Origin of the sequence: Lacibacterium aquatile (assembly GCF_042683105.1) — a bacterium.
GTDB lineage: Bacteria > Pseudomonadota > Alphaproteobacteria > Elsterales > Elsteraceae > Lacibacterium > Lacibacterium aquatile.
In genome coordinates, this window is the sequence record NZ_JBHUIP010000011.1 from 122,196 (window position 1) to 145,672 (window position 23,477).

The 23,477-nt window shown below is 58.3% G+C and carries 37 protein-coding genes; 26 read left to right on the forward strand and 11 right to left on the reverse strand.

Annotated elements, in window-relative coordinates; genetic code table 11:
• Positions 1–72: 72 nt before the first annotated feature.
• Positions 73–1,059: a DUF2971 domain-containing protein gene (locus ACFSM5_RS11290; RefSeq protein WP_379876485.1), complete on the reverse strand. Its 987-nt coding sequence runs from the start codon at positions 1,057–1,059 to the stop codon at positions 73–75.
• A 148-nt stretch (positions 1,060–1,207) separates the two neighbouring features.
• On the opposite strand from ACFSM5_RS11290, the gene ACFSM5_RS11295 reads away from it, so the two are divergent.
• The 3 genes from ACFSM5_RS11295 to ACFSM5_RS11305 are packed head-to-tail and all read left to right on the forward strand — an operon-like array spanning position 1,208 to position 3,322.
• A complete protein-coding gene (locus ACFSM5_RS11295; protein WP_379876486.1) occupies positions 1,208–1,780 on the forward strand; it encodes a hypothetical protein in 573 nt (190 codons plus the stop codon).
• Positions 1,781–1,785: 5 nt separating this feature from the next.
• Complete coding sequence (locus tag ACFSM5_RS11300; RefSeq protein ID WP_379876487.1) at positions 1,786–2,592, forward strand: hypothetical protein; 807 nt, start codon at positions 1,786–1,788, stop codon at positions 2,590–2,592.
• Entirely contained in the window at positions 2,570–3,322 is a 753-nt protein-coding gene (locus ACFSM5_RS11305) for a hypothetical protein (protein ID WP_379876488.1), read from the forward strand. Before ACFSM5_RS11300 ends, ACFSM5_RS11305 begins: the two co-directional genes overlap by 23 nt.
• Positions 3,323–3,343: 21 nt before the next feature.
• On the opposite strand, the gene ACFSM5_RS11310 is transcribed toward ACFSM5_RS11305, so the two are convergent.
• The 7 genes from ACFSM5_RS11310 to ACFSM5_RS11340 all read right to left on the reverse strand — a co-directional run bounded on the left by ACFSM5_RS11310 (position 3,344) and on the right by ACFSM5_RS11340 (position 7,471).
• Positions 3,344–4,096: a hypothetical protein gene (locus ACFSM5_RS11310; protein ID WP_379876489.1), complete on the reverse strand. Its 753-nt coding sequence runs from the start codon at positions 4,094–4,096 to the stop codon at positions 3,344–3,346.
• Between the two features lie 86 nt (positions 4,097–4,182).
• Complete coding sequence (locus ACFSM5_RS11315) at positions 4,183–4,794, reverse strand: hypothetical protein (RefSeq protein WP_379876491.1); 612 nt, start codon at positions 4,792–4,794, stop codon at positions 4,183–4,185.
• Between the two features lie 201 nt (positions 4,795–4,995).
• Positions 4,996–5,661, reverse strand: coding sequence for a hypothetical protein (locus tag ACFSM5_RS11320; RefSeq protein ID WP_379876492.1), 666 nt, complete (start codon positions 5,659–5,661; stop codon positions 4,996–4,998).
• A 119-nt stretch (positions 5,662–5,780) separates the two neighbouring features.
• Positions 5,781–6,131, reverse strand: a complete 351-nt coding sequence (locus ACFSM5_RS11325; protein WP_379876493.1) for an AlbA family DNA-binding domain-containing protein — start codon at positions 6,129–6,131, stop codon at positions 5,781–5,783.
• A complete protein-coding gene (locus ACFSM5_RS11330; RefSeq protein ID WP_379876494.1) occupies positions 6,128–6,544 on the reverse strand; it encodes a hypothetical protein in 417 nt (138 codons plus the stop codon). Before ACFSM5_RS11330 ends, ACFSM5_RS11325 begins: the two co-directional genes overlap by 4 nt.
• 27 nt (positions 6,545–6,571) lie before the next feature.
• Positions 6,572–6,790: a hypothetical protein gene (locus ACFSM5_RS11335; protein ID WP_379876495.1), complete on the reverse strand. Its 219-nt coding sequence runs from the start codon at positions 6,788–6,790 to the stop codon at positions 6,572–6,574.
• 24 nt (positions 6,791–6,814) lie between these two features.
• On the reverse strand, positions 6,815–7,471 hold the full coding sequence (locus tag ACFSM5_RS11340) for a hypothetical protein (protein ID WP_379876497.1): 657 nt from the start codon (positions 7,469–7,471) through the stop codon (positions 6,815–6,817).
• A gap of 180 nt (positions 7,472–7,651) precedes the next feature.
• Between ACFSM5_RS11340 and ACFSM5_RS11345 the strand changes: the two genes are divergently transcribed.
• The 7 genes from ACFSM5_RS11345 (at position 7,652) to ACFSM5_RS11375 (ending at position 9,960) form a co-directional block, all read left to right on the forward strand.
• The gene (locus ACFSM5_RS11345) at positions 7,652–7,795 is read left to right on the forward strand and encodes a hypothetical protein (protein WP_379876498.1); all 144 of its coding nucleotides are present in this window, start codon (positions 7,652–7,654) and stop codon (positions 7,793–7,795) included.
• 20 nt (positions 7,796–7,815) lie between these two features.
• Entirely contained in the window at positions 7,816–8,250 is a 435-nt protein-coding gene (locus ACFSM5_RS11350; RefSeq protein ID WP_379876499.1) for a hypothetical protein, read from the forward strand.
• The gene (locus ACFSM5_RS11355; RefSeq protein ID WP_379876500.1) at positions 8,247–8,606 is read left to right on the forward strand and encodes a hypothetical protein; all 360 of its coding nucleotides are present in this window, start codon (positions 8,247–8,249) and stop codon (positions 8,604–8,606) included. Before ACFSM5_RS11350 ends, ACFSM5_RS11355 begins: the two co-directional genes overlap by 4 nt.
• Before the next feature lie 18 nt (positions 8,607–8,624).
• Positions 8,625–9,074 (forward strand): hypothetical protein, encoded by a 450-nt coding sequence (locus ACFSM5_RS11360; RefSeq protein WP_379876501.1) that lies wholly within the window; start codon positions 8,625–8,627, stop codon positions 9,072–9,074.
• A gap of 65 nt (positions 9,075–9,139) precedes the next feature.
• The gene (locus tag ACFSM5_RS11365; protein ID WP_379876502.1) at positions 9,140–9,538 is read left to right on the forward strand and encodes a Ros/MucR family transcriptional regulator; all 399 of its coding nucleotides are present in this window, start codon (positions 9,140–9,142) and stop codon (positions 9,536–9,538) included.
• Entirely contained in the window at positions 9,535–9,780 is a 246-nt protein-coding gene (locus ACFSM5_RS11370; RefSeq protein WP_379876503.1) for a hypothetical protein, read from the forward strand. The genes ACFSM5_RS11365 and ACFSM5_RS11370 overlap by 4 nt, the downstream gene beginning before the upstream one ends.
• Positions 9,781–9,783: 3 nt before the next feature.
• Positions 9,784–9,960, forward strand: coding sequence for a hypothetical protein (locus ACFSM5_RS11375; RefSeq protein WP_379876504.1), 177 nt, complete (start codon positions 9,784–9,786; stop codon positions 9,958–9,960).
• 51 nt (positions 9,961–10,011) lie between these two features.
• Here the strand turns inward: ACFSM5_RS11375 and ACFSM5_RS11380 are convergent, their stop codons facing one another.
• Together ACFSM5_RS11380 and ACFSM5_RS11385 are read right to left on the reverse strand one after the other, a co-directional pair.
• Positions 10,012–10,206 (reverse strand): hypothetical protein, encoded by a 195-nt coding sequence (locus ACFSM5_RS11380; protein ID WP_379876505.1) that lies wholly within the window; start codon positions 10,204–10,206, stop codon positions 10,012–10,014.
• Positions 10,187–10,384, reverse strand: coding sequence for a DUF2934 domain-containing protein (locus ACFSM5_RS11385; RefSeq protein ID WP_379876506.1), 198 nt, complete (start codon positions 10,382–10,384; stop codon positions 10,187–10,189). The genes ACFSM5_RS11380 and ACFSM5_RS11385 overlap by 20 nt, the downstream gene beginning before the upstream one ends.
• Before the next feature lie 147 nt (positions 10,385–10,531).
• Between ACFSM5_RS11385 and ACFSM5_RS11390 the strand changes: the two genes are divergently transcribed.
• From ACFSM5_RS11390 to arsB, 3 genes are read left to right on the forward strand one after another with little or no spacing between them, the layout of a single operon-like run.
• A complete protein-coding gene (locus tag ACFSM5_RS11390; RefSeq protein ID WP_379876507.1) occupies positions 10,532–10,885 on the forward strand; it encodes an ArsR/SmtB family transcription factor in 354 nt (117 codons plus the stop codon).
• Positions 10,882–11,385 (forward strand): arsenate reductase ArsC, encoded by a 504-nt coding sequence (locus tag ACFSM5_RS11395; RefSeq protein ID WP_379876508.1) that lies wholly within the window; start codon positions 10,882–10,884, stop codon positions 11,383–11,385. Before ACFSM5_RS11390 ends, ACFSM5_RS11395 begins: the two co-directional genes overlap by 4 nt.
• Positions 11,378–12,439, forward strand: coding sequence for an ACR3 family arsenite efflux transporter (gene arsB, locus ACFSM5_RS11400; protein WP_379876509.1), 1,062 nt, complete (start codon positions 11,378–11,380; stop codon positions 12,437–12,439). Before ACFSM5_RS11395 ends, arsB begins: the two co-directional genes overlap by 8 nt.
• On the opposite strand, the gene ACFSM5_RS11405 is transcribed toward arsB, so the two are convergent.
• On the reverse strand, positions 12,411–12,818 hold the full coding sequence (locus ACFSM5_RS11405; protein ID WP_379876510.1) for a MerR family transcriptional regulator: 408 nt from the start codon (positions 12,816–12,818) through the stop codon (positions 12,411–12,413). The two genes, arsB and ACFSM5_RS11405, sit on opposite strands and share 29 nt — an antisense overlap.
• A gap of 67 nt (positions 12,819–12,885) precedes the next feature.
• Here ACFSM5_RS11405 and ACFSM5_RS11410 point away from each other — a divergent pair, with 67 nt between their 5' ends.
• From ACFSM5_RS11410 to ACFSM5_RS11470, 13 genes are all read left to right on the forward strand, one after another.
• Complete coding sequence (locus tag ACFSM5_RS11410) at positions 12,886–15,015, forward strand: heavy metal translocating P-type ATPase (RefSeq protein ID WP_379876511.1); 2,130 nt, start codon at positions 12,886–12,888, stop codon at positions 15,013–15,015.
• A 36-nt stretch (positions 15,016–15,051) separates the two neighbouring features.
• A complete protein-coding gene (locus tag ACFSM5_RS11415) occupies positions 15,052–15,462 on the forward strand; it encodes a hypothetical protein (RefSeq protein WP_379876512.1) in 411 nt (136 codons plus the stop codon).
• Positions 15,463–15,562: 100 nt separating this feature from the next.
• A complete protein-coding gene (locus ACFSM5_RS11420) occupies positions 15,563–15,994 on the forward strand; it encodes a disulfide bond formation protein B (RefSeq protein ID WP_379876513.1) in 432 nt (143 codons plus the stop codon).
• The gene (locus tag ACFSM5_RS11425) at positions 15,991–16,647 is read left to right on the forward strand and encodes a DsbA family protein (RefSeq protein ID WP_379876514.1); all 657 of its coding nucleotides are present in this window, start codon (positions 15,991–15,993) and stop codon (positions 16,645–16,647) included. Before ACFSM5_RS11420 ends, ACFSM5_RS11425 begins: the two co-directional genes overlap by 4 nt.
• Entirely contained in the window at positions 16,644–16,772 is a 129-nt protein-coding gene (locus tag ACFSM5_RS11430) for a hypothetical protein (protein ID WP_379876515.1), read from the forward strand. Before ACFSM5_RS11425 ends, ACFSM5_RS11430 begins: the two co-directional genes overlap by 4 nt.
• Entirely contained in the window at positions 16,769–17,245 is a 477-nt protein-coding gene (gene lspA / locus ACFSM5_RS11435; protein ID WP_379876516.1) for a signal peptidase II, read from the forward strand. The genes ACFSM5_RS11430 and lspA overlap by 4 nt, the downstream gene beginning before the upstream one ends.
• Positions 17,242–17,961 carry a cytochrome c biogenesis CcdA family protein gene (locus ACFSM5_RS11440; protein WP_379876518.1) on the forward strand — a complete coding sequence of 240 codons (720 nt, stop codon included), beginning with the start codon at positions 17,242–17,244 and terminating at the stop codon, positions 17,959–17,961. The genes lspA and ACFSM5_RS11440 overlap by 4 nt, the downstream gene beginning before the upstream one ends.
• Before the next feature lie 4 nt (positions 17,962–17,965).
• Positions 17,966–18,328 (forward strand): DUF2946 family protein, encoded by a 363-nt coding sequence (locus tag ACFSM5_RS11445; RefSeq protein ID WP_379876519.1) that lies wholly within the window; start codon positions 17,966–17,968, stop codon positions 18,326–18,328.
• A 42-nt stretch (positions 18,329–18,370) separates the two neighbouring features.
• Positions 18,371–18,982, forward strand: a complete 612-nt coding sequence (locus ACFSM5_RS11450) for an SCO family protein (protein ID WP_379876520.1) — start codon at positions 18,371–18,373, stop codon at positions 18,980–18,982.
• Positions 18,983–18,985: 3 nt separating this feature from the next.
• Positions 18,986–19,462: a copper chaperone PCu(A)C gene (locus ACFSM5_RS11455; RefSeq protein ID WP_379876521.1), complete on the forward strand. Its 477-nt coding sequence runs from the start codon at positions 18,986–18,988 to the stop codon at positions 19,460–19,462.
• 100 nt (positions 19,463–19,562) lie between these two features.
• A complete protein-coding gene (locus ACFSM5_RS11460; RefSeq protein WP_379876522.1) occupies positions 19,563–19,877 on the forward strand; it encodes an ArsR/SmtB family transcription factor in 315 nt (104 codons plus the stop codon).
• Between the two features lie 58 nt (positions 19,878–19,935).
• The gene (locus ACFSM5_RS11465) at positions 19,936–21,324 is read left to right on the forward strand and encodes an NAD(P)-binding domain-containing protein (RefSeq protein ID WP_379876523.1); all 1,389 of its coding nucleotides are present in this window, start codon (positions 19,936–19,938) and stop codon (positions 21,322–21,324) included.
• Positions 21,325–22,512, forward strand: a complete 1,188-nt coding sequence (locus tag ACFSM5_RS11470) for an MFS transporter (protein ID WP_379876524.1) — start codon at positions 21,325–21,327, stop codon at positions 22,510–22,512.
• Positions 22,513–23,477 lie beyond the last annotated feature (965 nt).

Genomic DNA, 23,477 nt, shown 5'->3' on the forward strand with positions numbered 1-23,477 from the left:
AAACACACTGATTATCAATAAGATAATATCGCCATAATTTTTGGCCGATTAGAAGCGCTTTCGGCTGCAATTTTAACGTCGCAGTGGAATGTGAGAAATGACCACCCTGGAAGCAGCATCGGCCATACCTGCGTCCTTAAGCTTTGAGACCAATGACCGCCTGATAGCAAAGCCAAATTCAGTGGGTCCTATAATGACTCGATGGATCAGCTCAGGGATCGTCGCTCCGAAAAGCCCCTCATCGGGATAGTTCTTAAGACCGAGCTTATAGATGGTTTGAGGCACGCCATTCAGAACAACGATTTCGGGGGTTAAGCGCTCTTTCTTTACACCATCCGCATCATCGTACCTGGGCGTGAAGACCACACGCCATTCACGCTCTTCCGCAAAGCCTGGATGCTTCGTGCAGAGCGAAGTGGTCCTCATCGAAGACCGCAGCCAATTTTTCAGCTCTTCTCGGGAGAGGCTGGCGATCAGATTTCGGTTGGTAACAAGGCGGTCGGTCAACCCGGCCCACTTCTCGCAGACCTGATGCCGGTAGAAATAATCGACCGGGAATGAATAGGCGGGGATAGCGTCGGTAAATTGCATGAACGGGGTGTTGTTGAGAACGAGAGCGACGCCCGTGTTGCCCCCATATGCTCGCCACATAGATAAGCGGCCGATATCATCTTCGTCTGGAAGATGCTCGGACATGCAGGCGATAAACGTCTCGTTTCGGAAGACAGGGGTCCAGGCGTCAAAATCTTTCGCCAGTTCATCAGTTATCCCGGCGTGAAACGACTCCAAGACAGCCTTTAACGCCTCGGAGTGCTTCCCCCCTTCGCCATTCCAAAAATGGGTCAGGCAGTCATGACCGTGGTCGAACTCCATGTAGTCGTTCATGAGCATCGCATCACGTAGCCAGACAATGCCCTTTTCGATAATCGAGACAGCCACCTCAGCGCTGCAATAATGAACGAACCTCTGTCCCTGGGTCGCGACTCGAATTCGCTGCTCCATTTCGGACGGCGTGAAGATGTTCATCAGAGCGAGCATTCGTTCATCGATTTCTGACATTGACAATCACCCCGCTCCGCCGATTACCCGGATAGCTTGAACTGTGCTGTTCCATGATTCAAGGCGGTTGTATAAAATGCCAGATATCGTGCTTGCTGCTCATCAGTGACGTGATCAATCTTTATTTGGCGGACTTCAGATGCTGCGAATGTCCCTGGACCGAAATTGCCTGACCGCCATCGAAGAGCAGCGGGACTATGCACCGGCCGTTCTGAAGCTGCTGGCTGCACATCGAGCCGGGACAATCGATCTCGCCTTGAATGGCATGAGCGCGTCTGAAATGCGTAAGGATAAGACCTATCCCGAGCGCTTCGAAGAGTTTGAAGATTGGGCGGAAAGCCTTGGCTTCGGCGGTCTGCCAATCCTCCTGCCTCTAGGTATGTGGGATATCACCTTCTGGGGAAAATCCGTTTATGCGTCTGAGCAGCAGGCCGCTTTGCATAACGAGATTTACGACATCCTATTTCCGACCTCGCCGAGAGACCTAAAAGGCTTCTGTGCCCAAATGGGGTTGTCACCGGAGAAGGGCGGAAAGGGATGGCAGAAGTGGGTCAACCGAGCCTGTGATGTCGAATGTATGCGCGCGCATATTGGCGACGGCCGGACCGTCTTCGTGACGAACGACGACAACTTTATCAAGCTGACCAAGGCTCCGGTCCTGAAAGAGCGCTGGGGTGTGATAACGGCCAAGCCTGACGTGGCCGCTGAAATGCTGGGGTGATCGCGATGGAAGTTCGGAATATTCGCGATCATGAAGCCGAGATCCGGGAACGGTTCGCCGAAGAGCTGAAGCCCTTCCACGAGTTCGCCAACCGGCTATTCGATCTGATCCAGGACATCACGAACATATTCCAAGGTCGGCTGATGGCGGACATCCCCACCAAGGACCGGATATGCGTCCTCCTGGCAGCAAGGCTCGCCAACGACCTCGTCATCTCGATGCGATTGGCCGCCATCGGCTATTCCAATCAGGCGGCCATGGTGGCCGGGTCAGGCTGGGAACTGGGTTGGGTTTTAGCCTGGATCACCATCATCGAGGATGCGAAGGCCGAGACTTGGTACCAGCACAAAAACCCCAAGAACAGCTTTCACGGCCAGATCCGGCAAACCATCGAGAAGGTCATCAATACGCATTACGCGAGCGAGCCAGAGGATGGCCGTAAAAACGTGATCGAGCAGCATCTGGAGGTGCATTCGGAATTCGGGATGATCCGACACGGAAATCCAATCCGCTTATCCATGCAGGCCTCATCCCACAATAGCGTGGCTCCGCAGATTGGCCCAATGGGAGATGAGTTCGGCCTTTTGCTCACCAAACATGTCCTGCATCACCTCTACGAGCGCTCTTTTCACGCTCTGACGGCTTGGTTCAATCTGCACGCCGACGACCAGGAATTTGCGGCCGTAACGTTCACTCTTCAGAAAATGATGATGGACTGGGTGGCGTTTGAAAAAGCCGAGATGCAGAAGCATGCGGCCTCACCTAGCGATCAGACCGAGAAAGTGTCGGATGCAGACGATCAGCGGCCTTGAAGCGAAGGTGGAAGCCGAAATCTTTCAGGCCCTAAAAGCCCAGATCGGCAATGCCACCGACATCTGGAACCTGATCCCTCAGGTCTTTGGCCTCCTTCATGGCAAGAGCTACGCCGAAGTCGGCAGTCGCAATAACATCATCTACATGTTGACCAACAAGCTGGCGAACGACATCCACGCCACCGTCGAGCTATTTCTCCTCGGTTATCCTGAGCAGGCCGCCTCAGTCGCATGCTCGGGCTGGGAACTGGGCTGGCTAATCAAATACATCTGCTTGGCCGATGACCAACGGGTCGAGGAATGGTTCCAGCACGCCAGCGAGACCAAGTCTTTCCATGGAAACCTCAAAGAGACGATCCGCTTCACCTCAAGGCGGATTTACCCGGCTTTGACCGAAGCCGAGTTGGATGCCTATTTCGTCTCGCAAGACCTCGTATGGATCGACATGTGCAAGATCCGTCACGGGAACCCGCAAACCTTTTTCCCAAAGGTAGTCAGCAATCTGGTTTTGCCGACCATTGGCCCTCAGGGCGGCGAGCGGACGATCCGGGCCGGACGGATCATCCTATTTCATCTGCTGGTAAACTCATGCCAAGCCCTGGCGGAGTGGCTGAAGCTTCATGGAGCTAATCGCCAGTCAGAACCTTTGGTTTATCAGCTCCGCGACATCGTCAATTCGCTCCAGCCTCTCGCCCCTTACGTCCAAACCCCTGAGGCAGGCACTACCTAAGCCCTCCCTCACCGCTCTAGTTCAGCCAAGAACGCCCGGTTTTGGCCCATTCTTCTCAACGAAGTTGATGACCTGAAGCTGAACGGCATCGTCCGTGATCTCGGCCGTTTCCATCGCCCACCTCAGTTTCGACAGGGAATAGTTAGTTCCTCCCCGGCGAAGTTCTACGGCCATCATGAGAATGTCTTGCTTGGCATTCTCTATGTCCAATAGCCGCCGCCGCTTCAGGGCATCCTCGCGGAGGATCAGCACGCTCATCTCTGGATAGAAGCGATGGATTCTGGAGCCGAAGGGAGGAAGCTTGTTGTCCCTCCTGATCCGTTCGGCCATGTACCAGAACTCCGAGGCATGAAAGCCCAAAGCTTCGTGGAACAGCCTAGCGAGAGCACCGCCTTCTACGTCCCCGTAGTACCACTCAGTGCTAAGGAATTGCTGGGCGAGACTGACCTGATTTTTAAGGGAAAACACCTGGACCACGATGTCGGAATCCAGAATGTCCCAATCGATCTCAACGGCAAATTCCGGTGGCTCAGGGAACTGAAGGTTATATTTGGCCTCCATCCCTTCGGGGAGCCCGTGCTCGGCCTTTGCATTCTCCCCGATCTGGTGATCGGCTCGAAGCACGTAGTCTTCCAACGCGACAGCGATCTGGATGAGGAAGAATTCACGTTTACGCCGCTGGACGAATACCTCTTTCAGCCACCCCAGGCCGAATGTGCATAGGGCTGCAACGACACCACTCCCCAGCAGGGTAGGGATTGAGACCTCGAACATTGCCGCCCTCCCGACTTTTCCCCAAGGCTAAGCTCTGAAAACGGTCGCGTCATTCGAGAAACGCTCGATCCTTACAATCTTGGCCTTTAGACGGCCCGCAGCCACTTCAAAAATCTCCGGTGCCATGGGGTCTTTACAGGCCAGCCGGACAACGGCAATGCCTCAACGTACCTGAAGTTAGTCATCCGGCTCATGTAGTTGAAAACCGCCCGGACCACATATTGGTCATCCTCCATATGCCCCAGGAACCTTTTTTCGATGGGGTACATGATGTCGGGTGAGCGGACCTTCGCCAATTCTGACGGGAATGAACCCTGCGTCGTCGTATATGTGTCGTGAATAATGAAGCTGTTGCCTGAACGCCTATAGGTTTCCAGAGTTAATTTGGGTTCAATCCGTGCCCGGTCCCAGGGAGAACTGACACAAACGAATTTCTGATCTCCCGTCTCAACGAGGGAAAGCTTCGTGGGAATGTGGAAGAAATAAAAAAATACTCGGGCAGAGAATAGGCCGATGAAAAATATTGGCCCCAGCGTGAAAGCAGATATTAATAGCTCTGGCTGACCTTCTGATCTGTATCTATCAATTACGAACCATTCCCAAAGAACTTTCCCTATCATCGCGAGAAGGCAGAGGATCATCAATGTCCAGATGGCATTCGCGAAATACATCCAAAAATGAATTTTCTTACGCAGCATTCAACATTCCTCGATCATCCAAACGAGACAGCTTAGACACAGCGTTGATCAGGGGCTCTCATCTAAGAATCCGAGATTGATAGGCTGCTTCCGGCTCAGCGATGGACGCGGCTGCTGCATCTGGTCCAACCCGGCAATCGACCCCGACGCGCGGGGCAATGAGGCCATGGGTGCATCCTCAATCTTCAGAAGTTTTCAATCTCAACCTGGATAGGAACTAAAGCCACCGGCATTCCAGAGGGCATCCAACGCTGGTTTTAATGTTCCCCTATAGCTTTCGTCTGTCCCGAAATCTTCGAGAATACAGATAGGTAGAAGTACCTCCGATACAGCCAGCGGCGAAACGGAATCGGTAATGAAGAAAGTGTCATTGGTGCAGATGACCTTGGCTCCATATGTCCCTTGCAGTGATACGCCGATATAGATTGGTGGATTAATTCCTATAACCCGCAAACCGTTGATAAATTTCGGCACGTGCTTTAGCAGAAGATCGCGAATTTCCTCGGCACTTATCGCAGGGGCTCGTTGATAATTTCGAACCAAGCCAACCCGTGTCGCTTCGATATGCCCTTCACGGAAAAGCTGGGTATAGCCATGACAATCCGTGCCGCTGCGGAAGCTGCAAAGGCCATCGAGATTGAACCTCGGTATTCCGCTTGTGTCGCTTATCGGGGAGAACAGCTCCCTTTGCTTCATCGCAACACTGAGGTCGATGGGCTGCTGTTCCGTAAGCGAGATCAGATGGATGATGATCTTATCTTCCTGATCGGCCAGCCGGACTGGGCCAGCATTGGCCGCTATGATCTGAAGGCGTTCTTTACGAAAATGATTAACCCTCTCGGCAACAGACGCGGTTTGCAGGAACATATTCCGCAGCTCCTGATAGGTCGCTTCGTAAACGCCCGTCGAATGACGACGCCAGAACTTATTCGTACCCTGTGCCAAAACCCGATGGGGCGGGTTAGCGCTTCGTGGCACCCTCAAAGCTAAAATATAGCCCCCCCATCAACCGGTAGCGGCTTCATCTGGAGGCCGAAAATGCGCGGCTCGATGCCAACAAGCATATCGTTGCAACGGCCCATTAGCCCTTCAGGATCACCCGAGATCGGCTGCATCGCGACAGCAACACCATCTCGTTCTTCAACACCAATCAGCAACCAACCGCCGAGGGTATTCGACAGCGCGCTGATATCCTTCATAAACTCCCTCTTGTCGGCGTCACTATTGCCGTATGGCTCTCGCTTGAATTCAAGCGTCTCGCTTTCCGATACTTGGGCATCGATTAGCGTTTGAATATCTGCCAATTGAAGAAGGTTTATATCAAGCGACAACGTCATAGATCAGGGCTTTGGCTGAAGATTTTAAAGATTTTTTCATAAAAATAAAAATACAGAACAAGCGCTACACATACAGATATTAGCATCGAGTATACGCCGCCGCCCATGAATAAGATGATGGGGTTTAATACACCAAAAAATGCAGCGCAGAAGAATCGCTTCATTGCCAGGAGTCTTTCGCGTCTTTTCTCCAGACCCATCGCAATTACCTGATTGATTAGGATTTTTGCCGTATCTCGGTTCTCCGCCGACATCCGCGCCAAAGTGGTGGCATCTTGATATTGCTGAATTAAAGCCAGTGCCATGTGATCCAAATTGCCGGTGCGGATGCCTTCGTTAAGGAGCATCGCCCGTTCCTCCTGGACCGAACGTTTTCGTAGAAGCGCCACCGCAAGTATTTCCTCTGTCGTCACCTATCTGAATGCCCATGACCGCGCGCATTAAGGGCGGTCGTAACCGAGATATCCGGCAAGCTCCTGCATGCGTTCATAGATCTCTCGGCCGGTTTTCTCGTCCACGATCACCGTTTTCCCATCGATCACGAAATACATGAGGCTTTCGCCGTCATAGAAGGAGGATCGGCCGAATTCCAAGTCGATCTTCTCGGACGGACTGCCCTTATCCTGAAGCGTTTTGTCGAAAAACATGGTGGTGGCCATGGTCAACCCCTTCCTAGATAGAAATCACTTGCCGCGAAGCTGTCGCGAGAGGGCATAGCAATCGAGATAATCGTCTCGATCCTTATTCCCCTGGAGCCACAGATATTTATCCAGCACCCGCATGGGGTACGGATATCCAGTTCCGGAGAAGGTGATCGCCTCCTGAATGGTGGCTTTGTTCTCGTCGTAGATATCTTGGAAATAGCTCAGGAAATTCCGCCAATTCACTGTTGGCTTCGCGCGTTTACCGCCCGCCCTGGCCTTCAGGTGGCTGGCCATTCCCTTTTGAGCAAGGCGGTCGTACATCGTGAGCTTCGTGGGATGGAAAAACCAATATGCCTTCATGGTGGCGGACTTCAGCTCAGACGTGGCCTCCGTCTTCAGTTGTGCCACGGCAGCCTGCCAACGCTCATTTGCTTCAGCAAGATCGGCAGGCTCTTCTTTGAAAAGGTCGTAACAGACCTGCGCGAAGATATCCGGCTTATCCTTAATGAACTTCCCGGCAGTGCCTTGTTTCAAACCGTAAAAAGCTCGGAAATCAGGGACGGCCTCAGTGAATTTCTTCGGTTTCCCACTCTCTTTATCGATGGCGGCCCGATTGATAACCGCAGCATCAAACCTGTTCAGCAGATCCGCCTGGGTTTCTACCGCGAACATCCAAGGCAACAGCCGTTCATCCATTCCCAACCACCCCTCTCAAGCATCGCTAAGCTTTAACTAGACAGTGACTCGAATCCCTTCGGCTTGAGAAGCCCATTTTCCCTCACAGATTGCGACATATCCGCAGCTCCACCCTCGACACGATTGAGCTGCCGTGACACTTATGGCCCCGAAGATCCAACCAAATGGCGAGACGAGGACATGTCCGATCCCAACACCCAATCGATCATCGCCTTCGCGGTCATTGCGCTCCTGGTCGGGCTGGGGCTGATCGCAAAGGTGATGATCGGCCGATCAAAGGCCACCAAGGATCGCACCTCCGCGACCGGTGATCTGTTCCTCTAGGATTGAGGTCCATAGACCCGATGAAGAAGCTCGCTGTCAGCCTGTTCATGATCCTGGTCTATCTGGCCATGGCTGTCGGCCTGATCATCGCCGTCACCTATTGCGCGGGGATCGCTGCCGACCTACTCGGGATCGAACTGCTCATCCAGAAGCCGGAGCTGATCTATGAGGCCGCATCTGTCTGCGGGTTGATCTTCCTATTCGTGCTTTTGCTAGACCACTTCCGAAAGCCCCCAGAGGGCTATGCGAGGTCGGTCAGGACATCTCTTACCGTTGCCTGTCTCCTGGCCTTAGGAATCGTGATCCTGGCCGTCATCGGCTTGGGCATCGCCCGGCTACTCTTGACCTTCGCCGACCCGATGTTTTCGCTGGCGGCCGGACATTTCCTGGCGGCGGCTCTCATGCTTCTGAGCTGGGCCGGAATTCACAAGCTCACGCGGCAGACGGCTTCATGAGCGGCCAGGACCTCTTTGTCGGCGATGAGTTGGTCCGCCTTCAGGTCGAGCATTATCACGTCCGCCTGCTCTTCAAGGAAGCCACCCTGCAATTGGGGGCCGCGTTCTCGATCACCGATGACCAGGGCCGGGTCGAGATCCTGAAGCCCCACGAGAAGACGGGTGAGTTCGGACTGCTCTGGCAATTGCTGGGGGTGGTGGCCAAGGAGATCGCCTGGGCCGAAAACCATGGTGATGAGGTCGTGATGATATTCGAGAACGGCTGGAAGCTGACCCTGGCCCCGGCCATCGACAACCACTATCGGGCGACGGTCTATGCAGGAGATCTCGACAACAACATCATATACGACTTCTGATATCTGATCGGTGATCTTATGCCCTTGCGATGGACAATAGAGGCGTTTGAAAAGCTCGACGCCTACGACGACTTCATGGCGGACAGCTCGCCCGAGAAGTCATTTCGGGAGATACCTAACGGGGCCTTTTTCTCGATCAGCCTCTTCGATGGGGAAACCCTCTTGCTCAGTTCCTGGGTCAACCTCGGCCCGTTCCTGGAAAGCCTGCTGCTGTCCCTCCAGGAGATCAACAACCACGGATCTCTGGAGTTCGACCTGGAAGACTATGAGCTGCTGGTATCGCGTGAAAGCGATCAGGTCTTCCTGAATATCGTCGATAGAGGCCGACAGGTCAGATTCCCGATGAGCGTGGCCGACTACAATGGAGCCGTCATTCGCCTGATGAACGACATTGTGAAGCTCGCCAAGGATCATGAGGTTGATGCGCTGGGCCTGATTTTCTCGGGAAGTGGCCTGAAGATCGGGTGAGCGGCGATGGAAAGGCTGGAGCGAGACTGTTAGCCTACGGGCAAACCTTCCAAGGGAAATAGACTGTGTCGAACCTTACTCACGTCGCCAATATCGTCTCCGCGTACCTGTCCAATAATCCGATCTCGGCCGCCGAGTTGCCCCGCCTAATGAAGACCGTTCACGATGCTATCGAGAACCTGGGCAAGGAGCCGGTCGCGGTCGCTGAGCCCCTGGTTCCGGCCGTGCCCATCAAGAAGAGCGTCCAGCCCGACTTCATCATCTGCCTGGAGGACGGGAAGAAGCTGAAGATGCTGAAACGGCATCTATGGACCAGCTACAGCATGACGCCGGAGCAATATCGTGAGCGCTGGGGCTTGCCGAAGGACTACCCGATGGTGGCTCCGAACTACGCCCAGCTCCGCAGCGAGAAAGCCAAGTCGCTCGGCCTGGGCCGGGCTTCAAAGAAGCCAGGAGCGAAGTGAGGCGGTTCTTCCAATCTCGATGGACTAGCTTCCTGGTCGGCGGCGGGATCGCAGCCGCATGCATTGCCGCCTACATCATCAATTTCGAGCAGAAGCCTTACTCGGAACGGTTCGCCATCACCTATGACCGGTGCATCGAGCAAAGGGGCTTTGAGAGATGGAAGCCCTCGGCCGGGCAAACCCTGAAGCAGTTCTGCGTGGCCCACACCAATTCCCAGGTCCGTCGCCGGGATGGGGAGTGAGAGATGAGCAAGCTAGGCATCTTGGTATCTATTGCCGCCCTGGTGCCAATAGCCGGAATCATTCTCTATGCCGTCTTCAAGACAGTGCCGCCCGAGAACATGCCATGGGATGGTGATGCATCGGGCGGAGCTGATGGCGGAGACGGAGGATGTGGCGGCGGTGATGGTGGGGGCGAGTAAATGATGACCCAGGATGAAATCGATCTAGCGTGGAGCATGGAGATCGCCGAGTCAGTCCTCGATGAACTGGCCATGGGCAAACTGATCGGTGAAGCCGACTTCCGCCGGGCCGTCGAGATCGTCGCTCAGCAGATCCATATCCATCTCGTTACAGGCGACCGCCCGAGCCCGGATGGTCTTCAATTCCGAGAGAAGTGACGGCAGAGGCGTTACAGCTTTAGAAACTTCAAGTCGGCTGAGCCTCATCCGGCTGCTCTTTGGCCTCTTCGCCGGGAGCTACGGCCTTCGGCTTCAGGGCGTCCTCCTGCTTCAGGAGATTTCGAGCCATCTCCCAATGGACTGCATCCCGGCCTTCAGGACGACCTTCCTGCTCCCAGATCGCATGGGCACGCTCTGCGATCTTCTTCCGCAATTCCTCGCTCATAACTGGCCTCCCCTGACGAGATCGTCCCTCGGCCGCCGGGCCGGTCATTGGCGATCTTCGATGAGGGTGCAACCACCGGCCGAGGCACCTGTTCCCAGGCCAATACGCGACTTGCCTTAATCTCATTAATTCTATATATCCAGATTTATGGATATAAATATCGCCATCGATGCCCTTTCGGCTCTCGCCCAAGACACCCGTCTTGCGACCTTTCGCCTGCTCGTCCGGCATGAACCTGACGGGCTGCCTGCGGGGGAGATCGCCCGGCAGTTGGAGGTGCCGCAGAACACCATGTCGGCGCACCTGAAGCTCCTGGCCGATGCCGGTCTGGTGACGGCGGATCGTCAGGGCCGGTCGATCATTTATCGGGCGGATCTTACGCAGATCCAGGCTCTGACCGTCTTTCTGCTCAAAGACTGCTGCGGCGGACGGCCCGAACTCTGCGCGCCCGTCATCGCCGATCTCACGCCCTGCTGCCCCGCACCCGGAGCCACGTCATGACCGACCGTCCGTTCAATGTCCTGTTTCTCTGCACCGGCAATTCTGCCCGCTCGATCCTGGCCGAAAGCATTCTTCGCCACGATGGGAAGGGGCGGTTCAATTCCTTCTCGGCGGGCAGCATGCCCAAGGGTGCGGTCAATCCGATGGCCCTGAAGGTGCTCGCTGCTTCCGGCTATCCGACTGACGGCATGCGCTCGAAGAATTGGGATGAGTTCGCCGTTGCCGGTGCCCCGATCATGGATTTCGTCTTTACCGTCTGCGACAACGCGGCGGGCGAAGTCTGCCCGATCTGGCCCGGCCAACCGATGAGTGCCCATTGGGGCATCCCCGATCCGGCGGTGGTTGAGGGGACGGACATCGAGAAGGAAACCGCCTTCGTCACCGCCTTCAAGCAGATGAAGAGCCGGATCTCGCTCTTCACGGCGTTGCCCTTTGCCTCGCTTGATAAGCTCGCTCTGAAGAAGCGTGTCAATGATATCGGCAGCCCGGTCGATGCCTGAGGCTTCCTCCCGGCTTTCGTTTCTCGACCGATATCTCACCCTCTGGATCTTCGCCGCTATGGCCCTGGGCGTTGTTCTCGGCAGTCTCTTCACAGGGCTGCCGGGGATGCTCCATGCCGCCTCGGTCGGGTCCACCAACATCCCCATCGCGGTCGGCCTGATCCTGATGATGTATCCGCCACTCGCGAAGGTCCGGTACGAGGAACTGCCGACCGTCTTCCGGGACAAGCGTGTGCTGGCCTTGTCGCTGGTGCAGAACTGGTTGATCGGCCCGGTGCTGATGTTTGCCCTGGCGGTGATCTTCCTCCGCGATCACCCCGACTATATGACCGGGCTGATCCTGATTGGTCTCGCTCGCTGTATCGCCATGGTGCTGGTCTGGAACCAGTTGGCCCGAGGAGACGGCACTTATGTTGCCGGTCTGGTCGCCTTCAATTCGGTCTTCCAGATCCTGTTCTTCAGCGTTTATGCCTGGGTTTTCCTGACAGTCCTGCCGCCCCTATTTGGGTTGGAAGGCAGCGTCATCGACGTGAGCGTCTGGATCATCGCTGAGGCGGTGCTGATCTATCTCGGCATCCCGTTCTTGGCCGGGTTTCTGACCCGTAAGCTGCTGGTCGCCTCCAAGGGAATGGACTGGTACGAGCGGGTCTTCCTGCCACGTATCGGGCCGATCACCCTGGCGGCACTGCTCTTCACCATCGTCGCGATGTTCTCCCTCAAGGGCGGGGATGTGCTGCGGCTGCCGGTCGATGCTCTACGCATCGCGATCCCCCTGACGATCTACTTCCTGGTGCAGTTCGGGGTAAGCTTCCTGTTGGGCCGATGGATCGCCAAGGACTACCCAAGGACCACGGCCATCGCCTTCACGGCGGCAGCCAACAACTTCGAACTCGCCATCGCCGTGGCGATCTCCGCCTTCGGGCTGGCCTCACCGGTGGCCTTTGCCGCCGTCATCGGGCCGCTGGTGGAAGTGCCGGTGCTGATACTGTTGGTGCGCGTTGCCTTCTGGCTGAAAGGCCAGATGTTTATCCGACCGGTGACAGAGCCTCGATGATCCGGCAATCGGCAACGGTGCCGTGTTGGCACTGGTTGACCATGTTGTCGAGTTCCCGGCGCAGGGACATGAGGTCGGCGATCTTGCGATCCACCTCATCGCGATGCTGCTTGGCGATGGCATCGACCGCCTCGCACGACCGGTCCTTCTGATCGGCGAGGCCCAATAGTTCGCGCACCTGTTCGATGGAGAAGCCGAGGTCGCGCGACCGGCGGATGAAGCTCAAACGGGCGAGATGATCCTGTCCATAGGCCCGGTAGTTTCCCGCCGTGCGCCCCGGTTCGGGCAGCAGACCGATGCGCTCGTAATAGCGGATGGTCTCAACCTTGGTGTCGGTCGCGCGGGATAAATCGCCGATTGCCAAAAAATCGCTCGCCATGCTCTTGACCCTGTAGTTGCTACAGGCCCTATATCGGGGGTCACTGAAGGTTTGTCGAGGTGACATCATGACCGCCGCCAGCCCCCTGAAGCTGCGTGTCGAAGGTATGGATTGCGGCTCCTGCGCCGTGAAGATCGAAAACGCGATGAAGCGCCTGCCGGGCGTGACCGATATCTCGGTCAGCTATGGTCAGGAATCGCTCTCGTTGATGCTGGATGAGGATCGCACCAGCCGCGCGACCATCGAAGACAAGATCCGCGCCCTCGGCTTCACTCCGGTCGATCCCAACCGGGCTGCGGCCCATGATCATGACCACGAGCACGACCATGGCCCAACTGAAGGCGCATGGTGGCGGAGCCCGAAGGGCCGCCTTGCCATCGGAACCGGTGTCCTGCTGGCCGTCGCCTATGGCGTTTCCCTGATCCAAGCCTCATGGGGGCATTGGGCCTTCATCGCCGCTGCCCTAGTGGGTCTGGTGCCGATCTCCCGTCATGCCTTCGAGGGCATCCGGTCCGGCACGCCCTTCAGCATCGAGACGCTGATGGCCGTCGCCACCATCGGGGCCATCGCCATCGGTGAAGCCGGTGAGGCAGCGGTCGTGGTGTTCCTCTTCGCAGTCGGCGAACTGCTGGAAGGTGTCGCTGCCGGTCGTGCCCGTGCCGGTATCAAGGCCCTGGTCGATCTGGTGCCGCGTACCGCCCGGAAGGTCATCGGCGAGACCGTGGAGACGGTGCCGGTCGAAAGCCTTGCTGTCGGCGATATCGTGGTTGTCCGCCCCGGTGATCGCATCCCATCCGATGGCAAGATCGTCGAAGGCACGTCCGAGGTGAACGAAGCCCCGGTGACCGGCGAATCCGTGCCGGTCGCCAAGACCGTTGGGGCCGGGGTCTATGCGGGCAGCATCAATGCCAATGGCGAACTTCGGATCGAGATATCCAAGGCAGCCGCCGATAATACCATCGCCCGCATTGTCCATATGGTCGAAGAGGCTCAGGGATCGAAAGCACCGACAGCACGCTTCATCGATAAGTTCAGCCGCTGGTATACCCCGGCAGCCATGGTGGTCTCGGCCCTGATCGTGGTTATTCCGCCGCTGGCTCTGGGTGCCGATTGGCAGACCTGGATCTATCGCGGTCTGGCGGTTCTGCTAATCGCCTGCCCCTGCGCCCTCGTCATCTCGACCCCTGCTGCTATCGCTTCGGGCCTCGCACGCGGTACCCGCAATGGGCTGTTGATCAAGGGCGGGGCTGCGCTGGAAACCCTGGGTAAGATCCAGACGGCTGCCTTCGACAAGACCGGCACTCTAACGGTCGGTAATCCCCAGGTGACCGATGTCGTCGGTCTCGAAGATGCCAACGAGATGATCGCCAAGGCGGCGGCGGTCGAACAGGGATCGAGTCATCCCTTGGGCCTCGCCATCATCGCCGAAGCCGAACGGTTGGGGCTGGAGATCCCCCGTGCGTTTGGTGGTTCCATCGCGACGCCGGGCAAGGGCGTCATGTCGCGGCTGAAAAGCGGTTTCGTGACCGTCGGTTCCCCGATCCAGGCCCGCGAGCAGGGCGAAATGCCCGAGGATCTGTCGGCCCGTATCCTCGCCCTGGAGAACGAGGGCAAGACGGTTGTCGTGGTATCCGAGGGCAAGCGCATCCTGGGCGTGATCGCCCTGCGGGATGAGCCGCGTGCGGATGCCGTCGAGGGTCTGAAGAAGCTGCATGGCCTCGGCATCAAGACGGTGATGCTGACCGGCGACAATGCCCGTACCGCCACGGCCATCGCCTCCAAACTGGGGATCGAGGCCAAGGCGGAACTGCTGCCCGATGCCAAGCTCGCCGCCATCAGTGCCTACAAAGCGGAAGGCCCCATCGCGATGATCGGTGATGGCATCAACGATGCTCCGGCCCTGGCAACCGCATCGGTCGGTATCGCCATGGGCGGCGGGACGGATGTCGCCCTGGAGACGGCGGAAGTTGCCTTGCTGAAGAACCGGGTGACTGGGGTTGCCGAACTCGTCTCGCTATCGCGGGCCACCCTGTCGAATATCTGGCAAAACATCACCTTGGCACTGGGGTTGAAGGGTGTGTTCCTGGTCACCACCATGCTCGGCACCACGCCGCTCTGGATGGCGATCCTGGCCGATACCGGTGCAACGGTGCTGGTGACGGCCAACGCCCTGCGATTGCTGCGACATAAGGACTGAGTTGACGGGCGACGCTGGTGGGCTGATCTTCACGCCATGGTTCGGGACCGATACATCGGAAAGGAAAGCCGTAACCGCCTGCTGCTGATGCGGCGGGCGTGGGCGATGCTGGCCGTCCTGTCGATCCTCATCATGGGGTTCGTCAGCCCCGGTGCGGCGGGCATGCAGACAGAAAGCCAGGAGCGGGCCGCCATCGTCGCACTCTTCGGCCCTGGCGTGCTGTGCGAGACCGCACAATCCGACGACCAGATAGCGGTTTCCCATGCCTATCACTGCATGCTGTGCAGTGCCCATAAAGTCCTGGCCCCGGTCGCGGTCGATAGCGTCGTCGTCTTCTCGTCGGAAGCTTCCCCGGCGGTCGCCTGGAACGAGACCAGCGTGGAATTCGGGGTCGCCGATCTGCAAGAGCGACCAAACAAGCCACGAGATCCCCCGGCTATAGGGTGAACGGGTCCAGCAGGACCGTTTCCGTTCAGAAGCACCGAAACCCTTTCTCCCAATCACGCGGGGGTTGGGGTTTGGGCATCTCCCTATTCGGACTATTCCCATGTCAAATCTCACACAGGACTCCCGTCTCTGGAGTCTGCTGTTCGCCGCTTGGTTGGTGGCCCTCACCGCGACCCTCGGTGCGCTTTTCATCGGCGAGGTGATGGGCCAAGCGCCCTGTAACCTCTGTTGGTTCCAGCGTGTCTTCATGTTTCCGCTGGCCGTCATCCTGGGCATTGCCCTGATCCGGAACGATGGGTCGGTGTGGGCCTATGCCTTGCCCCTGGCGGGTATCGGAAGTGCCGTCGCGCTGTTCCATTCCCTGCTGTTCCTGAAGGTCATCCCGGAGGGCATCACGCCCTGCGGCCAAGGCCCGTCCTGTGCCAGCGCCGACATGAGCTTTGCCGGTCTGCCGCTGCCGATCCTCTCCCTCATCACCTTCCTCGCCATTGCGGCTCTGCTGCTGGCCGTTCGCCGAAAGGTCACGTCATGAACCGGCGTCTCATCGTTCTTCTCACCGCCCTGTTTGCGGTCGTCCTCTTTGCTGGTGGGGCCTGGTACTATGACCGGTCGCAGAAGGCAGCCATCACGGCGGCGGTTTCGACCGCAGAGGGGCAACTGATCCGGTCTCATTCGCCGATCATCGGGCCGGTCGATGCGCGGGTGACGGTCGTCGAATTCCTCGATCCGTCCTGCGAGGCGTGCCGGGCCTTCTATCCGATCCTGAAGCAGATCATGGCGATGTATCCCGACCAGATCCGGATCGTGGTGCGCTACACGCCCTTCCATCAGGGATCGGAGGAAGCTGTTCGCATCCTGGAAGCGGCTCGCCGTCAGATGAAATTCGATCCGGTTCTCTACGCGCTCTTCGCCAAGCAGCCGGAATGGGCGGTCCATGGTGCCCCGGATCTCGCCAAAGCTTGGACCTTTGCCGAGGCGGCAGGGTTGCATATCGAACGCGCTCGCCGCGAAGCCTACCTGCCCGAAGTGACCGAGGTTATTCAGCAGGACATGGCCGACGTGAAGGCATTCAACGTCAAGGGAACGCCGACCTTCTTCGTCAACGGCAAACCCCTCACCGATTTCAGCGCGCAAGGGCTTCTCGACCTGATCGAGGGTGAGGTGAAGGGCGGAGCCCGGCCATGAGCGACGACAAGGATCTCCTACGCCGTCGCAAGCGGCGGAACTGGGCGATGCTGATCGCGCTGTTGGCCCTGGTCGCCCTCTTCTTCGCGATCACCTTCGTCAAGATGTCGGGGGCGACGCGATGACCCCGCGTTTTGCCGGTGGAGTAGCCGCTTTCACCGCCTTCGGTCTCGATCAGTTGAGCAAGCTTTGGATGCTGGAATGGTTGGTGGAGCGTGGATCGGTCGTGGTCTTGCCCTTCTTCAACTTCTCCCTTGGCTACAATACCGGTGTCAGCTTCAGCCTGTTCGCCGGGAATGGAGAAGGCACCCGATGGGCACTGACCGGGATCGCCATCCTTGCGGCGATCTTCTTCAGCGTCATGGCCTTCAAAACCCGTCTGTGGCTGGAAGCGGTTGGCTATGGATTGATGGTCGGCGGATCGCTTGGTAATGCCCTCGACCGTATTCGCATTGGGGCCGTGGTCGATTTCCTCGATATCCACGGATGGGGCTGGCATTGGCCGACCTTCAATCTCGCGGACAGTTTCCTCTTCCTCGGCGTGGCCTTGCTGTTGCTGGCGTCCGCCAAGGGGCGGAAGCCGGAACCGGCACGATGATCAGCCTGACGCTCATCGGTCTGGCGACCGCGATCTTCGGGGGGTTTGCGTCCTTCCTGTCGCCCTGCGTCCTGCCCCTGGTGCCGGGATATATCGCCTATGTCTGCGGCAGCGGCGATGGCCCGGTGCCGACCAAACATCGCCGCCTGTGGCTCGGGGGATGGTTCGTCCTCGGGTTCTCGACCGTGTTCGTGCTGCTCGGGGCCGGAGCCAACCTGCTGAGCGACCTGCTGCTGGAATACCGATGGGAAGCCGGGATCGCGGGCGGCGTGATGATGATCGTCTTCGGTCTGTTGACCTTGGGCACGCTGACGCCCGCCGTGCTGCAACGGGACTGGCGATGGCATGGTCGCCTGTCTGGTGGAACGCCCATCGGGGCCTATCTCGTCGGCTTGGCCTTTGCCTTCGGTTGGACGCCCTGTATCGGGCCGATCCTGGGGGCGATCCTCACCCTGACGACCGGTGCCCCAAGCCTGAATGGCATCATTCTGCTGGCCGCCTATAGTGTTGGCCTTGGCATCCCGTTCCTCCTGGCGGCGGCGACCTATGACGGTCTGCAAACGCGCATCGGGCGTTGGCGTCGATTTGCCCCGGCGGTGAAGGCGGTCGGCGGGTTTGGCATGATCGCCATGGGTCTTCTGCTGATGACCGGTCGTCTGACCGACCTCGCCCTCTGGTTCCTCGAAACCTTCCCCTGGCTGGCAACGATTGGTTAGGAAGATGACCATCGTCAGACGTTGGCTGGCCCTGCTGGTCATCCTCGCGGTCACGGCATTCAGCCTGCCGGGACCGCTTCAGGCTGCGTCCGGCAAATTCAGTGTCCCGATCTGTACACCCGCCGGTGTGATCCAGATGGTGCTGGAGAACGGTGAGGATGCTGCTCCCCATCGGGAAAGTATTCTCGACGGTCATTGCTCCTTCTGTACCGGCAAACACGCGCTCGATCTCGCATCACCTCCAGGAACCGTCGTCGCGATCCTGCCGCTCGACCTGGAGCATAAGGACTGGTCGGCAGATCCATCGCTACCGGACAACGCGACCGTTATATCTCCGCAGGCAAGACCGCGAGCACCTCCCTTCTGATCGGAAATTGACCGACCTTTTCCAATCAGAAGATGAGAAATCATGACCCAGAAAAAGACCCTGATCGCCCTGTTGACGGGCGTCCTGATGCTCGCCGCTGGTGCGGGCGTTGCCCTATGGCTCTACAAGCCTGAACCAAAGTCGAAGACCTTCTTCGGGGAACTGCCTGATATCGGTGGGGCCTATAGCGTCCTCGATGAAACCGGCGCGATCTCGACCGATCAGAGCTTCCCCGGCAAATACCGGATCTACTTTTTCGGCTTCACCCATTGCCCGGATGTCTGCCCGACCGCACTCGGCACCATTGCGGCGGCCCTGGATGGGATGGGTGGCAAAGCCGATGCCTTCGTGCCGCTGTTCGTCACCGTCGATCCCGAGCGCGATACGCCGGAAATCGTGAAAGATTACACCGACGCCTTCGATCCCCGGATCATCGGTCTGACCGGATCGGTCGAGCAGATCACGGGCCTCGCGAAATCCTTCAAGATCTATTTCAGGAAGGTGCCCCAGGGCGACAGCTACACCATGGACCACAGCGGCTTCATCTACGTGATGAACCCCGAGGGCAAGTTCGTCGCCTTCTTCAAACATGAAGACACCCCGGAGCGGATCACCACTGGTCTCCGCCAAGTTCTCAGCAAGGCAGGGGCCTGATCCATGAAACCCACGATCCTTATTGCCGCGCTTGCCACACTACTGGCCGGTGCCGCCCAGGCCCATGAGTTCAAGGCGGGCGAGATCCGCATCGATCATCCCTGGGCACGGGCGACACCGCCCCGGATCACCACCGGGGCCGCCTACATGACCTTCGAGAACAAAGGGATGATCGAAGACCGGTTGGTCTCGGCGACATCACCGGCATCGTCGGAAGTGCAGTTTCACGAGAACAAGGATGAGGGCGGGATCATGCAGATGCGGCAGATCCAGTCTCTGGTCATCCCGGTCGGGACTACTATCGCCATGAAGCCAAGTACCATGCATCTGATGCTGGTCCGGCTGAAGGAACCACTGAAGATCGGGACTAAGGTGCCGCTGACGCTGGTGTTCGAAAAGGCGGGGCCGGTCATGGTTGAACTCGCCGTCGATAAGCCGGGTGCCACCGGGCCGAAGACGGAAGATCATTCGGGACATTAAAGCGCGAGCAGGCATCCATTGGGTGCCTGCTCCTCTCATTATTCGACAATCGTTGAAATAGTCGCTTGACTCCCTGATGACCCCGGATCAGATTATTTCCATGGAAATCGAATTAGCAGCCAAACAGATGGAAGCCCTGGGTAACGTGACCCGGCTTTCGATCTATCGCACCCTGGTCCGGGCCGGTCACGACGGTCTGCCGGTGGGGAAGCTTCAGGAGCGGATCGGCATCGCCGCATCGACCTTGAGCCACCATCTTCAACGGTTAATCGCGACCGGTTTGGTCAGCCAGGAACGACAGGCCACCACCCTGATCTGCCGGGCGCAATATCCCGCCATGAATGCCCTTGTGGGTTTCCTGGTCGAGGAATGCTGCATTGAGGAAGCCTGCTGTGGAACCGATGAGGCGGCTTAGGTCGCCCTTTTTTTGATCTAGTATTTCAATGATTCTGGAATAATTGAAGGAGCCGATGATGAGCCATACAAACATCCTTCCCGTCGCCGTGATCGGGGCCGGACCTGTCGGTCTCGCCGCTGTCGCCCATCTGATCGCCCGTGGCCTGCCCGTGAAGCTCTATGAGTCGGGAGATAAGGTGGGCAATCACATCCGCGACTGGGGCCACGTCCGGCTGTTCTCGCCCTGGAAATACAACGTGGATGAGATCGCCAAGGGGATGCTGGAGAAGGCAGGGTGGCTTGCCCCCGAACCGGAGGTGATGCCGACCGGTGCCGAACTGATCGAGCGTTACCTGAAGCCGCTGGCCGCCGTGCCCGCCCTCGCCGAGGCCATCGAGACCGGCGTCAAGGTGACGGCAATCTCCCGCCAGCATATGGACAAGGTGGTCACCCGTGGCCGCGAGGATCGGCCCTTCGTGTTGTCGGTCCAGACCAAGGATGGTCTGCGGCGGGATCTTGCTCGTGCGGTGATCGACGCCTCGGGCACCTGGAGCAGCCCAAACCCGCTTGGGGCGGATGGCACCCCGGCGGAAGGGGAAAAGACCTTCAAGGATCGCATCGTCTATGGCATCCCCGATGTGTTGGGTCGTGATCGCGAGACCTATGTCGGGAAGACGGTGCTGGTGGTCGGGGCCGGGCATTCGGCGGCGAATGTGCTGCTCGATCTCGACCGGCTATCCCAGAAGACTCCCGGAACCAAGATGCTGTGGGCGACCCGCAGCCGGAACCTCACCCGCGTCTATGGGGGCGGCAAGGCAGACAAGCTGGCGGCCCGTGGTGAACTCGGGGATCGCCTCCGGTCGGAAGTCGAAAGCGGCTCGATTGCCCTGACCCCCGGTTTTGCCGTCGAGGCGATCCTGGGGCAGGATGGTCGGCTGCTGGTACGCGGCGATACCGACAAAGGCACCGTGACCCTCGGACCTATCGACAGGATCGTGGTGACCACCGGCCAGCGTCCCGACCTCGCATTCACCCGCGAACTACGCCTTGATCTCGATCCCTGGCTGGAAAGCTCCAAAGCCCTCGGGCCGCTGATCGACCCGAATCTCCATTCCTGCGGTTCCGTGCCGCCCCATGGGCATCGGGAACTCGCCCATCCGGAGACGGGCTTCTACACCGTGGGCATCAAGTCTTATGGCCGCGCCCCGACCTTCCTGCTGCTGACCGGCTATGAACAGGTCCGTTCGGTCGTCGCTGCCATCGCCGGGGATCTGGTGTCGGCGGATGATGTGCGGCTGATCCTGCCGGAGACGGGCGTCTGCTCGACCAAACCCATCGTGGTCGGTGAGGTGGCATCGTCGGGTTGCTGCGGCGGTCCGGCTCCGAAGGAAGTCGCCGTTGAAGCCTGCTGCATTGATGATCTGAAAGAGAAGATCGCGACCGGCAACGGCTGTGGATGCAGCTAGGTGACTGCTGAAGTCGTCATCGCCCCTTCTCGGCGGTTCGGGATCATCTCCGCGCTCGGGATCGTTGAGATCCTGGCCTGGGGATCGTCCTACTATCTCTCGGCCATCATCGCCAAGGAGGTGGCCGCCGAGATGACATGGCCCATCGCCTGGGCGGTGGGCGGCATGGCGGTTGGTTCCCTGATCTCGGGATTGGTAGCCCCGAAGGTCGGCAGGCTGATCGCGGCTCGTGGGGGCCGGAAGACAGTGGCTGGTGGCAGTCTGGTTCTGGCTGCCGGTCTGGCCCTTCTCGGGATCAGTGTGGATCTGGTGAGCTTCTTCGCTGCCTGGATCATTATCGGGCTCGGGATGAGTGCCACCCTCTACAACGCGGCCTTCTCGACCTTGGGGCGGATCTTCGGAGACAAGGCCCGACCGGCGATCTCGACCCTGACTCTCTTCGGTGGCTTCGCCTCCACCGTCTGTTGGCCGCTGACAACGCTGCTGATGGAGAGCTATGGCTGGCGATCTGCCTGCTTCGCCTATGCCGTGATCCATCTGGCGATTTCACTGCCCCTGATCCTGTTCGGACTGCCCGCCGAGGACCACCAGCCCGAAAGCGCCAAGGCATCGAGTGGGGATGTGACCTCGGATGCGCCACCGGTCCATCGATTGGTCTTCCCGATTCTGGCGGTGATCTCCATCGGCTGCGATGTGATCTCCTCGGTGATCTCGGTCCATCTGATCACCCTGATGACCGAACGGGGCTACAGCCTCGCCTTCGCGGTCTCCATGGGCATGCTTCTCGGCCCGGCCCAAGTGGGAGCGCGCATTATCGAAATGACCGTGGGCCGGAAGCTTCACCCGATCTGGACGCTCATCGCTTCGGTTGCCCTGACCTCGACGGGGATGGTTCTGCTGCTGGTGGATTTCCCGCTGCCGGGGGTTGCCCTGGTCCTCTATGGGGCGGGCAACGGCATCTGGTCGATTGCCCGTGGCACGCTGCCACTCGCCCTCTTCGGGAAGGACCGCTACCCGGTGGTTATGGGGAAGCTGGCGAGACCGGGGCTCATTGCCCAGGCAGCAGCCCCGACAATTACTGCGATGATCCTGTCCGGTGCCGGTGTCGTGCCGACATTGACGATGCTGGTCATTATCGGACTGGTGAATGTGTCGCTGGCGGTGGGGCTGCGGCGGGTTTCTCGATAACGATCCGATCCCTGCAAACCGCGAATCCCTGGTGCGACCTAATCGCCCGGCGGGGGCATCTCAAGCGGATCTAAATACCGCAAAAATCAGCTCCATTGAGCCGCTTTTAGCTCGAACCGGCCCTCTGACCATCATTTTCCGGCCCCAAAACCGGTTTTCCAAAGCCTTGAAATTACGCGCCGATTTCGGGTCTGCCGTCAGCATATGGGGTCATTTGCTCCCGTCCCTGCCCGATTCCGACCACGTTATGCCTCGCGCTATAGCGAGACACACACTTTGACCAATCGGTCATAGAGATTGTTCTCGAATCCCGGCTGCTAAGTAATTGGCACCAATGATTATCGGTCCGAAGGTCGATTCCGGTTTGTTCTCGGGGCATCTTGGCCAAAAAAGCAGAGGAAAGCTGCAATATCCCCCTCGGCTCTGTAGAGGTTCCCTGCAATATCTCCCCGAATTATAGAGGATCGCTGCAACCTCTACCCCGAATTCAGCCCAGAGCAGGGCTGAAGAGCGATTTTAGCTCAATATGGGGCGGGGCAGGGGTGGTCGGCCAACCATTGAAATCAAAGAAAAATCCGAAGGCCACTGCGGCTTACATACCGATTCTGTTGCAGAAGATGGCTATTTCTTACAGACAACCTTGCCGCCCCACAAACAGATTTCCTCCGAAGGCGCCGTTCATTCCGGCCACCTATCATTTATCTACCTAGCAACTTATCTGATAAGTTTGAGGAGTCAAGAGGCCGGATGTTCAGCAGGGGGAGCGAAGCGTCGAATGGGTGGGGAGGGCGCACTCTATATACGGCTCTCTATATATAGGGTGCCGTTGGGTGGGTGACTCAACGCCGGGGTCTAGCGTTCTTTGACCGTTTGGACGAGAAGAATGCAAATTTGTGAAAATAGCAGTTGACCCTATCTGCGTCGCGGCCTATAACCCCGCTCACGCCGCGACGACGTGGTGCTGA

What these genes read in the sequence shown, in the direction of transcription:
- ACFSM5_RS11325 (WP_379876493.1), bottom strand. Translation starts at nt 6,131, where the DNA reads ATGACGTTGTCGCTTGATATAAACCTTCTTCAATTGGCAGATATTCAA.
- ACFSM5_RS11430 (WP_379876515.1), top strand. Translation starts at nt 16,644, where the DNA reads ATGAGCGACGACAAGGATCTCCTACGCCGTCGCAAGCGGCGGAACTGG.
- ACFSM5_RS11300 (WP_379876487.1), top strand. Translation starts at nt 1,786, where the DNA reads ATGGAAGTTCGGAATATTCGCGATCATGAAGCCGAGATCCGGGAACGG.
- ACFSM5_RS11380 (WP_379876505.1), bottom strand. Translation starts at nt 10,206, where the DNA reads ATGAGGCTCAGCCGACTTGAAGTTTCTAAAGCTGTAACGCCTCTGCCG.
- ACFSM5_RS11450 (WP_379876520.1), top strand. Translation starts at nt 18,371, where the DNA reads ATGACCCAGAAAAAGACCCTGATCGCCCTGTTGACGGGCGTCCTGATG.
- arsB (WP_379876509.1), top strand. Translation starts at nt 11,378, where the DNA reads ATGCCTGAGGCTTCCTCCCGGCTTTCGTTTCTCGACCGATATCTCACC.
- ACFSM5_RS11295 (WP_379876486.1), top strand. Translation starts at nt 1,208, where the DNA reads ATGTCCCTGGACCGAAATTGCCTGACCGCCATCGAAGAGCAGCGGGAC.
- ACFSM5_RS11410 (WP_379876511.1), top strand. Translation starts at nt 12,886, where the DNA reads ATGACCGCCGCCAGCCCCCTGAAGCTGCGTGTCGAAGGTATGGATTGC.
- ACFSM5_RS11340 (WP_379876497.1), bottom strand. Translation starts at nt 7,471, where the DNA reads ATGGATGAACGGCTGTTGCCTTGGATGTTCGCGGTAGAAACCCAGGCG.
- ACFSM5_RS11315 (WP_379876491.1), bottom strand. Translation starts at nt 4,794, where the DNA reads ATGCTGCGTAAGAAAATTCATTTTTGGATGTATTTCGCGAATGCCATC.
- ACFSM5_RS11345 (WP_379876498.1), top strand. Translation starts at nt 7,652, where the DNA reads ATGTCCGATCCCAACACCCAATCGATCATCGCCTTCGCGGTCATTGCG.
- ACFSM5_RS11335 (WP_379876495.1), bottom strand. Translation starts at nt 6,790, where the DNA reads ATGGCCACCACCATGTTTTTCGACAAAACGCTTCAGGATAAGGGCAGT.
- ACFSM5_RS11465 (WP_379876523.1), top strand. Translation starts at nt 19,936, where the DNA reads ATGAGCCATACAAACATCCTTCCCGTCGCCGTGATCGGGGCCGGACCT.
- ACFSM5_RS11460 (WP_379876522.1), top strand. Translation starts at nt 19,563, where the DNA reads ATGGAAATCGAATTAGCAGCCAAACAGATGGAAGCCCTGGGTAACGTG.
- ACFSM5_RS11350 (WP_379876499.1), top strand. Translation starts at nt 7,816, where the DNA reads ATGAAGAAGCTCGCTGTCAGCCTGTTCATGATCCTGGTCTATCTGGCC.
- ACFSM5_RS11355 (WP_379876500.1), top strand. Translation starts at nt 8,247, where the DNA reads ATGAGCGGCCAGGACCTCTTTGTCGGCGATGAGTTGGTCCGCCTTCAG.
- ACFSM5_RS11395 (WP_379876508.1), top strand. Translation starts at nt 10,882, where the DNA reads ATGACCGACCGTCCGTTCAATGTCCTGTTTCTCTGCACCGGCAATTCT.
- ACFSM5_RS11425 (WP_379876514.1), top strand. Translation starts at nt 15,991, where the DNA reads ATGAACCGGCGTCTCATCGTTCTTCTCACCGCCCTGTTTGCGGTCGTC.
- ACFSM5_RS11420 (WP_379876513.1), top strand. Translation starts at nt 15,563, where the DNA reads ATGTCAAATCTCACACAGGACTCCCGTCTCTGGAGTCTGCTGTTCGCC.
- ACFSM5_RS11440 (WP_379876518.1), top strand. Translation starts at nt 17,242, where the DNA reads ATGATCAGCCTGACGCTCATCGGTCTGGCGACCGCGATCTTCGGGGGG.
- lspA (WP_379876516.1), top strand. Translation starts at nt 16,769, where the DNA reads ATGACCCCGCGTTTTGCCGGTGGAGTAGCCGCTTTCACCGCCTTCGGT.
- ACFSM5_RS11290 (WP_379876485.1), bottom strand. Translation starts at nt 1,059, where the DNA reads ATGTCAGAAATCGATGAACGAATGCTCGCTCTGATGAACATCTTCACG.
- ACFSM5_RS11360 (WP_379876501.1), top strand. Translation starts at nt 8,625, where the DNA reads ATGCCCTTGCGATGGACAATAGAGGCGTTTGAAAAGCTCGACGCCTAC.
- ACFSM5_RS11375 (WP_379876504.1), top strand. Translation starts at nt 9,784, where the DNA reads ATGAGCAAGCTAGGCATCTTGGTATCTATTGCCGCCCTGGTGCCAATA.
- ACFSM5_RS11385 (WP_379876506.1), bottom strand. Translation starts at nt 10,384, where the DNA reads ATGAGCGAGGAATTGCGGAAGAAGATCGCAGAGCGTGCCCATGCGATC.
- ACFSM5_RS11390 (WP_379876507.1), top strand. Translation starts at nt 10,532, where the DNA reads ATGGATATAAATATCGCCATCGATGCCCTTTCGGCTCTCGCCCAAGAC.
- ACFSM5_RS11320 (WP_379876492.1), bottom strand. Translation starts at nt 5,661, where the DNA reads ATGTTCCTGCAAACCGCGTCTGTTGCCGAGAGGGTTAATCATTTTCGT.
- ACFSM5_RS11310 (WP_379876489.1), bottom strand. Translation starts at nt 4,096, where the DNA reads ATGTTCGAGGTCTCAATCCCTACCCTGCTGGGGAGTGGTGTCGTTGCA.
- ACFSM5_RS11405 (WP_379876510.1), bottom strand. Translation starts at nt 12,818, where the DNA reads ATGGCGAGCGATTTTTTGGCAATCGGCGATTTATCCCGCGCGACCGAC.
- ACFSM5_RS11445 (WP_379876519.1), top strand. Translation starts at nt 17,966, where the DNA reads ATGACCATCGTCAGACGTTGGCTGGCCCTGCTGGTCATCCTCGCGGTC.
- ACFSM5_RS11415 (WP_379876512.1), top strand. Translation starts at nt 15,052, where the DNA reads ATGGTTCGGGACCGATACATCGGAAAGGAAAGCCGTAACCGCCTGCTG.
- ACFSM5_RS11305 (WP_379876488.1), top strand. Translation starts at nt 2,570, where the DNA reads ATGCAGACGATCAGCGGCCTTGAAGCGAAGGTGGAAGCCGAAATCTTT.
- ACFSM5_RS11455 (WP_379876521.1), top strand. Translation starts at nt 18,986, where the DNA reads ATGAAACCCACGATCCTTATTGCCGCGCTTGCCACACTACTGGCCGGT.